Genomic DNA, 13,616 nt, shown 5'->3' on the forward strand with positions numbered 1-13,616 from the left:
TTAATCTTCTCTAGCTTGTTTAAATTACTTATGCTAATTTTGTAGATCTAAATTAGTTCATTTTGAATAAAGATCGTATCATAAAAAACGTCGCTACACTTTTAAAAGAAATCCCAACTTCTATGGAAGTTGTTAAAGACGACCATAAAAAAGATGAGCGTTTTAATTACCTCGCTAAACATATGGTCGAAAAGGCGATTAAGCGTGATGCCTTAATCACTTGTGATGACGATAGCGGCATCGCAATTTTTTTTGAAGAAAACGGCCATACTGAAGGTTTTTGGAGTGAACTTCTGGGCGATTTGAAACTTGCCTTAAATGTTACTGGTCTTAAAAAAGGACTTAAAGCACTTAAAACCCAAAAGTTTGTCAAACAACAGCGCCCAAATTCAGGTAGCTATTTATATTGCTGGTTTTGGGGTATTTTAGAAGATGCGCGTGGTGTTACCGATAAGAAAACGGCTTACAAAATGAAAGACATCATGTTTAGCATTGCTAAAGAAAAACAACTACCTATTTATGCAGAAACACGTATAAGACGAGTAAGTATTGCCTATAGAAGGTATGGTTTTAAACTTTTAAAAGAATGGCCACATCCCAGCGGTGATACAATGTACTTTATGAAGTATACACCTGAAAAAAATTAAAGATAGGTTTTAATATCTTCAGCATCTATAGTTGATTTTCCTAAGATAGTGAGCCGTTCAATCACATTTCTAAACTCTCGAATATTTCCTGGCCAATCGTGTTGTTTTAGTTCTTCAAGAGCATCTTTAGTAATTGACTTTGGTTTAATACCTTGTTCTCTAGCGATTAAACTTAAAAAGTGATTCGCTAATAAATCAACATCAACAATACGTTCTTTTAAAGATGGTACTTTGATAAGAATAACAGCTAATCTATGGTATAAATCTTCTCTAAATTTTGAGGCTTTAATTTCTTCTTTTAAATTTTTATTAGTTGCTGCAATGACACGAACATCAACCTTGACATCTTTATCACTTCCTATCCGTTGAATCTTCTGTTCTTGAAGTGCCCGCAATACTTTAGCTTGTGCTTGAAGGCTCATATCTCCTATTTCATCTAGAAATAAAGTACCACCATTGGCAGCTTCAAATTTACCTGCACGGTCTTTATTAGCAGATGTAAAAGCACCTTTAACATGACCAAATAACTCGCTTTCTATCAATTCAGAAGGAATTGCTGCACAATTAACTTCAATAAAAGGCTTTTTATTCCTTTCGCTTTTTTCATGTAACCAATGAGCCACCAATTCTTTTCCGGTTCCATTTTCACCTGTAATTAAAACTCGAGCAGCCGTTGGAGCAACCTTATCTATCATAGACTTAATTTCAGCAATCGCAGACGCTTCACCGATCATTTCGTAAGTTTTACTTACTTTTTTCTTCAGGGTTTTATTTTCTTTATGAAGTTGATCATGTTTCAATGCAATACGAACAGCATTCAATAATCGATTAAGGTCTGGTGGTTTTGAAATATAATCAAACGCGCCTTGACGCATTGTTTCTACAGCTGTATCAATATCACCATGTCCTGAAATCATAATAACTGGTAAATCAATCGAATTACTTTTTATAAATTGTAAAACTTCAACACCATCTTTTTTTGGCATTTTAATATCACAAAGTAATAAGTCAATGCTTTCACTCTCAAGGATTTTACAGGCTTGTTCACCGTCTTCAGCTTCAATAATCTCAAAAGACTGATCTTCTTCTGTCAATATTTTTGTTAATACACGTCTAATACTCGCTTCATCTTCTGCTATTAATAATTTTGACATAAGTATGGTTTTGGTTAATTTCTTTACGGATTTAATATAAACGTCTATTTCACCTTAAATCCTTTCATAAAGTATTTTAAGCAAGGTAAAACCAACCGAAGAAAAAAACAATAAATGATTCGTAAAATAATTCAGCATTGCTCAAAACTAAAAACCCATCCGTTAAAAAACGAATGGGAAAAAATGCTATGAAAAAGAAAACACTACTTATTAAAATAAGCAGTGTTCAAATATATATAATTTTTTGTTAAAGCAGTTACGAGAACATATCTTTTACTTTTTCAAAAAAGGATTTATCGGATTTTTCAGGGTTAGGCGCAAAATTTGAATCATCTTTCATAGATTGAAAGAAATTCTTTTGCTCTTTAGTAAGTTCTTTTGGAGTCCAAACATTAACATGAACTAATAAATCGCCATTTCCGTATGAGTTGATACTTGGCAAACCTTTATTTCTTAATCGTAAAATTTTACCACTTTGCGTCCCAGGCTCAATTTTAATACGCACTTTACCAGTTACTGTATCAATATCTTTTGAAGTACCCAATGCAACATCAGAAAAACTTAAATACAAATCGTAATGAAGGTTGTTACCGTCACGTTTTAAATTTTCATGCTCTTGAACTTCAATTAAAACAAGTAAATCTCCACTAATACCATCACCAACAGGTTCATTTCCTTTGCCTGAAACTTTGAGTTGCATTCCGTCTTCTACACCAGCTGGAATTTTAATTGACACTAATTCTTGTTCTAATTTTAGACCATGAGCATCTGTTCCTTTACCTTTATTGTCAATCATTTTTCCAGAGCCACCACAAGCAGAGCAAGGTGCGGAAGTCTGCATACGACCTAAAATTGTGTTTTGAATTTTAGTAACTTGCCCTGTACCATTACAAGTAGAGCAAGTTTTATAAGTTGTATCTGAAGGCTTCTTTTTACGAGAAACTTTAATTTTCTTTTCAACGCCATTAGCTACCTCCTCAATAGTGAGTTTTACACGAATGCGTAAATTACTCCCTTTCGACTGCCGACGACCACCGCCGCCAAAGCCACCAAAACCAGAAAATCCACCGCCACCGAATATATCTCCAAATTGGCTAAAGATGTCATCCATATTCATGCCTCCGCCACCGCCGAAGCCGCCTGAGCCGTCAAAGGCACTATGGCCAAATTGATCATATTTTTGACGTTTCTCTTCATTTCCTAGAACTTCATAAGCTTCAGCTGCTTTTTTAAACATTTCTTCGGCTTCTGAGTCATCTGGATTTTTATCTGGATGATATTTAATGGCAAGTTTGCGATAAGCTTTTTTAATTTCAGCTTGAGTCGCATTTTTAGAAATGCCTAAAATATCGTAGTAATCTTCTTTCATTGTAATTATTTTTTTATTTCAAAGGCTTTATTTTAAAGCTTTGTTCTTTTAATAAAGACGCGATTGCTTAAATTATTTACCTGTAACAACTTTTGGATATCGAATGATTTTATCACCTAAGGTATATCCACGTTCAACCACATCAATAATTTTGCCTTTCATATCTTCTGAAGGTGCCGATATTTGAGTGATTGCTTCATGTAAGTCTGCATCAAACACATCACCAGCTTTTACATTCATAGGTTCAAGACCTTTTGATTTCAAAGTTTCTCTCAATTTATTATTGATTAACTCTACACCAGAAAATGAATCTTTATCGGTTGACTTTTCGAGTTCTTTTATGGCTCGATCAAAATCATCAAGGACAGGCAATAAAGATTGTATGACTTCTTGTCCTGCTGTTTTAAACAACTCAAGACGCTCCTTACTTGTTCTACGCTTGTAGTTTTCGAACTCAGCAAAAAGACGAAGATGCTTATCTTTTTCAGTGTCTAACGCTAGTTGAAGCTTTTCAGTTTCAGACAATTCCTCTTTTTCTTCTTTATCTTTATTTGTGGACTTCTCTTCGGAAATATCTTGCTCATCTAAAGCAGTGCCTTCGTGATTTTCTTCAGATTGTTCTTTAGAAGTTTCATCATTTGAGGTATTGCTTGCTTTTGATGATTCTTGTACCTTTTCGTTTTTATCTGTATCTTTAATAATATCTTGTTCTTTTTTCATGACCTAAAATTTAGTAGAATATATATGTCAAATGCATTGCCATATTAGCGCTTATGTCAAATTGTCACGCTTATCAAAAAAAAAGCCTATGAGTAAAACTCACAGGCTTGTATTTATATATTAAAATTGTTTTAAGCTTCGCCAGTTGGACCAAAATTTAAAGGGATGTTAGGCTTTTCTTGTTCTTGAATTTTACCGTGACGCTTTTCATACTTTAAAATATTATCATTTAATGCTTTAAGTAATCGTTTAGCGTGTTGCGGTGTTAAAATAACTCTTGAACGTACCTTACTCTTTGGTGTTCCTGGCATTACGTTAACATAATCTAATACAAATTCAGTTGGTGAGTGATTAACAATTACCAGATTGCTATAAATGCCTTGGGCAGTATCTTCATCAATTTGAATATTTAGCTTTTGTTTATCATTAGTTTCACTCATATCTTAATTTTTAATTATAGTTAACATTTACTTCTTGATTTTGATGCATCATTTCGGTCAACTCTTCTTTAGAGCCAACAATAATATCATCAAATTCACGAAGACCAGTACCTGCAGGTATTTTGTGACCTACAATAACATTCTCTTTCAAGCCTTCTAATTTATCTACTTTACCACTTACTGCTGCCTCATTTAAGACTTTAGTTGTCTCTTGGAATGATGCTGCGGATATAAATGACTTAGTTTGAAGAGATGCTCTGGTAATACCTTGTAAAATAGGTTTCGCAGTAGCCGGCTCAACTTCTCGTGCTGAAACCAATTGCTTATCTTCACGCTTTAATTGAGAATTTTCATCTCTAAGTTCACGAAGCGTTACAATTTGTCCTGGTTTCAAATTAACACTGTCACCTGATTCTTCAACAACGCGCTTACCAAACATATTGTCATTTTCATTAATAAAGTCCTGTTTATGAACCAATTGGTTTTCAAGGAAAATAGTATCACCTGGATCTTGTATTTTCACTTTTTGCATCATTTGTCTTACGACAACTTCAAAGTGTTTATCATTAATTTGTACACCTTGTAAACGATAGACTTCTTGAACTTCATTAACTAAATATTGTTGAACAGCACTTGGGCCTTTGATATTCAATATATCTTCTGGTGTAACAGAACCATCTGAAAGTGGCATACCTGCACGAACATAATCGTTTTCTTGAACAAGAATTTGATTAGAAAGCTTCACAAGATACTTTTTAATTTCACCTAGTTTAGATTCAACGATTATTTCGCGGTTACCACGCTTAATTTTACCAAATGAAACAACACCATCAATTTCGCTTACAACAGCTGGATTAGAAGGGTTTCGAGCTTCAAAAAGTTCAGTTAACCTTGGTAAGCCACCTGTTATATCACCAGCTTTTGATGATTTTCTTGGGATTTTAACTAAAATCTTACCAATTTTAATTTTCTCTTCATCATCAACCATTAAATGGGCACCAACAGGTAAGTTGTAAGATCTTATGGTCTCTCCAGTATTATCTTTAATATGAAGTGTTGGTATCTTACGTTTATTCTTAGATTCGATGATTACTTTTTCCTGGAAACCAGTTTGTTCATCACTTTCTACTTCATAAGTGAGTCCTTGTGTAATGTTTTCAAACTCAATTTGACCAGCAAATTCAGAAATAATAACGCCGTTGTAAGGATCCCATTTACAAATCACATCACCTTTAGTTACCTTTTTACCAGGTTTAATAAAGATTTGTGAACCATAAGGAATTACGTTAGAACTTAAGGCAATACCTGACTTTTTATCTACAATTTTAACTTCTGAAGTTCTTGAAATAACAATATCTGCTGGTTTACCTTCACTGTCTTCACCTTTAACGGTTTTGAGATCTTCAATTTCAGCAATACCATCAAATTTAGCTTCAAGCTTGTTTTCTTCAGATATGTTACCTGCAATACCACCTACGTGGAATGTTCTAAGCGTTAACTGTGTTCCTGGCTCACCGATTGATTGTGCAGCGACAACACCGACAGCTTCACCTCTTTGAACTGTTTTGTTAGTCGATAGATTTCGACCATAACATTTAACGCAAATACCTTGTTTTGCTTCACAAGTTAATGGTGATCTTACTTCAACAGAGTTTAAAGCAGAAGCTTCAATTTTATCAGCAACATCATCACTAATTTCTTCTCCAGCTTCAGCTAAAAGTTCTTGTGAAATTGGGTCTATGATATCATTTAAAGCAGTTCTACCTTTAATACGTTCACCTAAAGATTCAACAATTTCTTCATTTTTCTTCAAGGCTTGAACCTCAATTCCTCTTAAAGTACCACAATCTTCTTCTCTTACAATGACATCTTGAGATACATCTACGAGTCGACGTGTTAGATAACCTGCATCAGCTGTTTTTAGCGCGGTATCGGCAAGACCTTTACGCGCACCGTGAGTTGAAATAAAATATTCTAAAATTGAAAGACCTTCTTTAAAGTTAGATAGAATTGGGTTTTCAATAATTTCACCACCTGCTGAAGTTGATTTCTTAGGTTTAGCCATCAGACCTCGCATACCTGTTAACTGGCGAATTTGTTCTTTAGAACCCCTTGCACCAGAATCAAGCATCATGAAAACTGAGTTGAAACCTTGTTGGTCTTCACGAATTCGTTTCATAGCTAATTCGGTCAAATTAGCATTGGTTGCTGTCCAAATATCAATAACTTGGTTGTAACGCTCATTATTGGTGATTAGACCCATGTTATAATTACCTGTTACACCTTCAACTTGACCTTCGGCTTCAGCAATCATTTCAAGTTTTTCTTTAGGGATAATAATATCTCCTAATGAGAATGACAAACCACCTCTAAAAGCAAAATTATAGCCTAAATCTTTAATGCTATCTAAGAAATCTGCTGTTTCAGGAACTGAAGTGTGCTTTAAAACCTTACCAATTACATCTCTTAAGGCTTTTTTAGTCATCACATCATTAATGAAACCAATTTGTTCAGGTACAGCTTGATTAAATAAAACTCTACCAACTGTTGTTTCAATAATTTGGTTGACTAATTCTCCAGACTCATTGAAGTCCTTAGCACGAATTTTAATCACAGCATTTAAATCAACTCTTTTTTCGTTGTAAGCGATTTCAACTTCCTCATCTGAATAAAAAGTTAAACCTTCGCCTTTAACCGTATGATCATTAGTTGATGTTCGAGGTTTTGTCATATAATATAAACCAAGAACCATATCTTGAGATGGAACTGTAATTGGCGATCCATTAGCTGGGTTAAGAATGTTATGAGATGCTAACATCAATAATTGCGCCTCTAAAATAGCCTCAGGACCTAGCGGTAAGTGAACAGCCATTTGGTCACCATCAAAATCGGCATTAAAGGCCGTACAAACTAATGGGTGAAGTTGAATTGCTTTACCTTCTATTAATTTTGGTTGAAAAGCCTGAATACCTAAACGGTGAAGTGTTGGTGCACGGTTTAGTAGTACAGGATGACCTTTAAGTACATTTTCAAGAATATCCCAAACTACTGGCTCTTTTTTATCAATTATTTTTTTAGCTGATTTTACTGTCTTTACAATTCCACGTTCTATTAACTTTCTAATAATAAATGGCTTGTAAAGTTCAGCAGCCATGTCTTTAGGAAGACCACATTCATACATCTTCATTTCAGGACCAACAACAATAACTGAACGTGCAGAATAATCAACTCGCTTACCTAGTAGGTTTTGTCTAAAACGACCTTGTTTACCTTTTAAAGAATCTGATAAAGATTTTAGTGGTCTATTAGAGTCTGTTTTTACGGCAGAAGATTTACGTGTGTTATCAAATAATGAATCTACAGATTCTTGTAACATACGTTTTTCATTACGTAAAATAACTTCTGGTGCTTTAATTTCCATTAAACGCTTTAAACGATTATTACGTATAATGACACGTCTGTATAAATCATTTAAATCTGAAGTAGCAAAACGGCCACCATCTAATGGAACTAAAGGTCTTAATTCAGGTGGAATAACCGGAATGGCTTTCATAATCATCCATTCTGGATTATTATCGCGGTTATTTTTTGAATCTCTTAAGGCTTCAACTACTTGTAGGCGTTTAAGTGCTTCTGTTTTACGTTGTTTAGACGTTTCGTTGTTAGCTTTATGTCTTAAATCGTAAGATAATTCATCTAAATCGATTCTTTTTAAGATTTCAAGAAGACATTCAGCTCCCATTTTTGCGATGAACTTATTAGGGTCATCATCATCTAAATACTGATTTTCCTGAGGAAGTGTTTCTAGAATATCTAAATACTCTTCTTCAGTTAAGAAATCCATTTTTTTAAGTTCTTCGCCATCTTCTTTTTTAGCAATCCCTGATTGAATTACGACGTAACGTTCGTAATAGATAATCATGTCTAACTTTTTAGAAGGAATTCCTAAGAGGTAACCTATTTTATTTGGCAAAGATCTAAAATACCAGATATGTGCTACTGGAACCACTAAATTAATGTGGCCAACGCGGTCTCGACGTACTTTTTTCTCAGTAACTTCAACACCACAACGGTCACAAACAATGCCTTTATAGCGAATTCGCTTATATTTCCCACAAGCACATTCGTAGTCTTTTACAGGACCAAAAATACGTTCACAAAATAAACCATCTCGTTCTGGCTTGTGTGTTCTGTAGTTAATAGTTTCAGGTTTTAAAACTTCACCTCTTGAAGCAGATAATATGCTTTCTGGTGATGCTAAACCTATAGAGATTTTATTAAATCTCGGTTGTGTATTCTTTTCATTATTTCTTGTCATAATACAAGTTGCTAAAGAATTATTCAAAAATATTTATATACCTAACAATTTATAATTGTTATTATTCTTCTAGTTTAATATCTAAACCAAGACCTTTTAATTCATGCATTAATACATTAAATGACTCTGGCAATCCTGGTTCTGGCATTGGTTCACCTTTTACGATAGCTTCGTAAGTTTTAGCTCTACCAATAACATCGTCAGACTTGACCGTTAAAATTTCTCGAAGTGTACTAGATGCTCCATAAGCTTCAAGTGCCCAAACTTCCATTTCACCGAAACGCTGACCACCAAATTGAGCTTTACCACCAAGTGGTTGCTGCGTAATTAAAGAGTAAGGACCAATTGAACGTGCATGCATTTTGTCTTCAATCATGTGACCAAGTTTAAGCATGTAAATCACACCAACAGTTGCTGGTTGATCAAAACGCTCACCAGTTCCACCGTCATAAAGATAAGTATGCCCATATCTTGGAATCTCAGCTTTATCAGTCAATTCATTTATTTGATCAATAGTTGCGCCATCAAAAATTGGCGTAGCAAACTTTTTATCTAATTTTTGTCCAGCCCATCCAAGAACAGTTTCATAAATCTGACCAATATTCATACGTGATGGTACACCTAATGGATTAAGTACAATATCAACTGGTGTACCGTCGTCTAAGAAAGGCATATCTTCTTGACGTACAATTTTGGCGACGATACCTTTATTACCGTGACGACCTGCCATTTTATCACCAACTTTTAGCTTACGCTTTTTGGCAACATAAATTTTGGCTAATTTTAAAATTCCAGAAGGTAATTCATCACCAACGGTGATGGTAAATTTCTCACGACGCAAGTTACCTTGAAGGTCGTTTTGCTTAATTTTATAATTATGTAAAAGGTCAGCAACTAAAGCATTTAAATCTTCATCAGTTGTCCAAGTACCTTTAGTTAAATGCGTAAAATCTTCAACAGAATTAAGCATTTTTTGCGTGTACTTTTTCCCTTTAGGAAGGACATCTTCACCAAGGTCATTTTGTACACCTTGCGATGTTTTACCACCTACTATTGAAAAGAGCTTGTCAATTAAAACATTACGAAGTTCTTCAAATTTAACTTCGTATTTAGCTTCAAGCTTTTCAATTTCTTGTTTGTCTTGAGCACGTTTACGCTTATCTTTAACTGCTCTAGAAAATAATTTTTTATCAATTACAACACCATTTAATGAAGGTGAGGCTTTTAAAGATGCATCTTTAACATCACCTGCCTTATCACCAAAAATAGCGCGAAGTAATTTTTCTTCTGGTGTTGGATCACTCTCACCTTTAGGTGTTATTTTACCAATCAGGATATCACCAGGTTTAATTTCAGCACCGATGCGAATCATACCATGTTCATCAAGGTCTTTAGTAGCCTCTTCAGAAACATTTGGAATGTCACTTGTTAACTCTTCATTACCAAGCTTTGTGTCTCTTACCTCAAGTGAATATTCATCGATATGAATTGAAGTTAGAATATCATCTCTTACAACTTTTTCAGAAATTACAATAGCATCCTCAAAATTATAACCTTTCCAAGGCATGAAAGCAACTTTCATGTTACGTCCAAGCGCAAGCTCACCTTTTTCGGTCGCATAACCTTGACAAAGCACCTGACCTTTAGAAACACGGTCACCAACTTCAACAATTGGTTTAAGATTGATAGATGTACCTTGATTAGTTTTTCTAAATTTGATTAACTCGTAAGTTTTAGAATCAGAATCAAAACTCACTAGTCGATCGTTCTCAGATCGATCATATTTTATGGTGATTTCTCTTGCATCAACATACTCTACAACACCATCACCTTCAGCATTAATCAAGACACGAGAATCTTGTGCTACTCTTCTTTCTAAGCCTGTACCAACTATAGGAGAATCTACTCTTAATAAAGGTACAGCTTGACGCATCATGTTAGAACCCATCAAAGCACGGTTGGCATCATCATGCTCTAAAAACGGAATTAAAGAAGCTGAAATTGATGAAATTTGGTTTGGTGCAACATCTACATAATGAACTTCTTTAGGATCTATCACTGGGAAATCGCCTTCCATACGAGCAATAACCTTATCTGAATTGATAGTACCGTCATCTTTTAGTGGGATGTTAGCTTGGGCAATTAATTTACCTTCTTCTTCTTCAGCAGAAAGGTAAAGTGGATTTGAATCAAAGTCTATTTTTCCATTTTCAACTTTACGATAAGGTGTTTCAATGAAACCCATATTGTTAATTTTACCGTAAACCGATAAAGATGAAATTAAACCAATGTTTGGTCCCTCTGGTGTTTCAATTGGACACAAACGACCATAATGTGTGTAGTGAACATCACGCACCTCGAAACCAGCACGTTCTCTTGAAAGTCCACCAGGCCCAAGAGCTGAAAGACGTCTTTTATTAGTTAACTCAGCTATTGGATTTGTTTGGTCCATAAATTGAGACAATTGGTTAGTCCCAAAAAATGAGTTTATAACAGAAGATAATGTCTTCGCATTTATTAAATCTATTGGCGTAAAAACTTCATTATCACGTACATTCATACGCTCACGAATTGTTCTTGCCATACGTGCCAAGCCAACACCGAATTGCTGAGATAATTGTTCTCCAACAGTTCTAACACGACGATTAGATAAGTGATCTATATCATCTACTTCAGCTTTTGAATTGACTAATTCAATTAAATATTTAATAATTGTAATGATGTCTTCATTAGTTAGAACTTTGCTATCCATACTAATGTCAAGACCTAATTTTTTGTTCATTCTGTAACGGCCAACTTCACCTAAGTTATAACGTTGATCACTAAAGAATAACTTATCAATAATACCTCTAGCCGTTTCTTCATCAGGCGGTTCAGCATTTCTTAATTGACGATATATATGTTCTACAGCCTCTTTTTCTGAATTTGTAGGATCTTTCTGAAGCGTATTATAAATAATAGCATAGTCTCCAGTAGAATTATCTTCTTTATGTAATAGAATGGTTTTAGAACCTGTTTCTACTATTTCCTCAATATGGTCTTTTTCTAAAATGGTATCACGATCGAGTACAATTTCGTTACGTTCTATTGAGACGACTTCACCTGTATCTTCATCAACAAAATCTTCGTACCAAGTATTTAATACTCTAGCAGCTAGCTTTCGACCTAAATATTTTTTTAAACCTGTTTTTGAAACTTTGACTTCTTCAGCAAGATCAAAGATTTCAAGAATGTCTTTATCTCTCTCATAACCAATCGCTCTGAAAAGCGTTGTTACAGGGAGTTTTTTCTTTCTATCAATGTATGCATACATAACACTATTAATGTCAGTTGCAAACTCAATCCACGAACCTTTAAAAGGGATTACTCGTGCAGAATATAATTTAGTTCCATTGGCATGAAATGATTGACCAAAAAACACACCTGGAGAACGATGTAATTGTGAAACAACAACTCGTTCAGCACCATTGATAACAAAGGTACCACTAGGTGTCATGTAAGGAATTGTTCCTAAATAAACATCTTGAACAATAGTTTCAAAATCTTCATGTTCAGGATCTGTACAATATAATTTTAATCTTGCCTTTAGCGGCACACTATAGGTTAGACCTCTTTCGATACACTCTTGTATAGAATAACGCGGTGGATCTACAAAATAGTCTAAAAATTCTAACACAAATTGATTTCTTGTGTCGGTAATAGGAAAGTTTTCCATGAAGGTATTGTACAAACCTTCATTAGATCTTTCTTCTGGTTTTGTTTCAAGTTGAAAAAAATCTTGGAAAGATTTGACTTGTATATCAAGAAAATCAGGGTAATCAGGTTGATTGACCGATGAAAAACTGATACGATTGTTTTGCAATGCTAACATCTAAAGAAAGAATTTAATGCTTAAATAAGCAAAATTAACTAATATAAACTGTGTTTAAAAACACTAAACGTATAGATACGCAAAATGGTTTAGACCTACAGATGCTTAATCTGAGGCCTAAACCGTATAATTTAAATAAAACTTAATTACTTAAGTTCTACTTCAGCTCCTGCTTCTTCTAATTGAGCTTTTAATGCTTCAGCCTCGTCTTTAGAAACACCTTCTTTAACTGGAGCTGGCGCACCATCAACTAATGCTTTAGCGTCTTTTAATCCTTGACCTGTTAATTCTTTAACAAGTTTTACAACTGCTAATTTAGAACCACCTGGTGCTTTAAGGATAACGTCAAATTCTGTTTGCTCTTCAGCGGCTTCTTCTCCACCACCAGCAGCACCACCAGCTACTGCAACAGCTGCTGCAGCAGGCTCGATGCCATACTCTTCTTTTAAAATATCAGCTAACTCGTTTACTTCTTTTACTGTTAAGTTAACTAACTGTTCTGCGAATTCTTTTAAATCTGCCATTTTCTATCGTTTTAAAAAATATAATTAGTAATTAGTGTATTTATTTATTCTGGTTTTTCTGAAAGTGTTTCTAAAATACCTGATAATTTACTTCCACCTGATTTAAGTGCAGAAATAACATTTTTAGCAGGTGATTGTAATAATGAAACAATATCGCCAATAACTTCTTCTTTAGACTTGATATTAACAAGTGTATCTAAATAATCGTCACCAACATAAATTGCTTCATCTACAAAAGCCCCTTTCAATATAGGCTTATCAATTTTCTTTCTAAAGTTTTTAATAACCTTAGCTGGAGCATTTCCAGTTTGAGATAATAAAATCGATGTATTACCTTTCAATATAGAAGGTAACTCACCAAATTCTTTATCTGAGCTTTCCATCGCTTTAGCCAAAAGCGTGTTTTTAACTACCATCAATTTAACGTCAGCTTTAAAACAAGCACGTCTAAGATCTGAAGTAGTTCCAGCATTTAAACCTGATATATCAGCCAAATAAATACTTGGCGCTTCAGCTAAATGTCCAGTAATATCTTCTATTACTTTTGCTTTTTCTTCTCTTGTCATAACTTAA

The 13,616-nt window shown here is 34.3% G+C and carries 9 protein-coding genes; 1 reads left to right on the forward strand and 8 read right to left on the reverse strand.

The window, feature by feature from the left end:
- The first annotated feature begins 62 nt into the window (after nt 1-62).
- Nucleotides 63-647, forward strand: coding sequence for a hypothetical protein (locus BUB82_RS09120; RefSeq protein WP_073193319.1), 585 nt, complete (start codon nt 63-65; stop codon nt 645-647).
- Here the strand turns inward: BUB82_RS09120 and BUB82_RS09125 are convergent.
- From BUB82_RS09125 to rplJ, 8 genes are all read right to left on the reverse strand, one after another.
- The gene (locus BUB82_RS09125) at nt 644-1,801 is read right to left on the reverse strand and encodes a sigma-54-dependent transcriptional regulator (RefSeq protein WP_073193320.1); all 1,158 of its coding nucleotides are present in this window, start codon (nt 1,799-1,801) and stop codon (nt 644-646) included. The genes BUB82_RS09120 and BUB82_RS09125 overlap by 4 nt on opposite strands.
- Nucleotides 1,802-2,057: 256 nt before the next feature.
- A complete protein-coding gene (gene dnaJ / locus BUB82_RS09130) occupies nt 2,058-3,170 on the reverse strand; it encodes a molecular chaperone DnaJ (RefSeq protein ID WP_073193321.1) in 1,113 nt (370 codons plus the stop codon).
- A 72-nt stretch (nt 3,171-3,242) separates the two neighbouring features.
- Nucleotides 3,243-3,890 (reverse strand): nucleotide exchange factor GrpE, encoded by a 648-nt coding sequence (locus BUB82_RS09135; protein ID WP_083574505.1) that lies wholly within the window; start codon nt 3,888-3,890, stop codon nt 3,243-3,245.
- A 131-nt stretch (nt 3,891-4,021) separates the two neighbouring features.
- Entirely contained in the window at nt 4,022-4,330 is a 309-nt protein-coding gene (locus BUB82_RS09140; protein ID WP_073193322.1) for a DUF3467 domain-containing protein, read from the reverse strand.
- A gap of 10 nt (nt 4,331-4,340) precedes the next feature.
- Complete coding sequence (gene rpoC / locus BUB82_RS09145; RefSeq protein WP_073193323.1) at nt 4,341-8,648, reverse strand: DNA-directed RNA polymerase subunit beta'; 4,308 nt, start codon at nt 8,646-8,648, stop codon at nt 4,341-4,343.
- A 61-nt stretch (nt 8,649-8,709) separates the two neighbouring features.
- The gene (gene rpoB, locus BUB82_RS09150; protein ID WP_073193324.1) at nt 8,710-12,519 is read right to left on the reverse strand and encodes a DNA-directed RNA polymerase subunit beta; all 3,810 of its coding nucleotides are present in this window, start codon (nt 12,517-12,519) and stop codon (nt 8,710-8,712) included.
- Nucleotides 12,520-12,665: 146 nt separating this feature from the next.
- A complete protein-coding gene (gene rplL / locus BUB82_RS09155; protein ID WP_073193325.1) occupies nt 12,666-13,043 on the reverse strand; it encodes a 50S ribosomal protein L7/L12 in 378 nt (125 codons plus the stop codon).
- Between the two features lie 44 nt (nt 13,044-13,087).
- Nucleotides 13,088-13,609: a 50S ribosomal protein L10 gene (gene rplJ, locus BUB82_RS09160; protein ID WP_073193326.1), complete on the reverse strand. Its 522-nt coding sequence runs from the start codon at nt 13,607-13,609 to the stop codon at nt 13,088-13,090.
- Nucleotides 13,610-13,616: the final 7 nt, after the last annotated feature.

Source organism: Psychroflexus salarius, assembly GCF_900129035.1.
GTDB lineage: Bacteria > Bacteroidota > Bacteroidia > Flavobacteriales > Flavobacteriaceae > Psychroflexus > Psychroflexus salarius.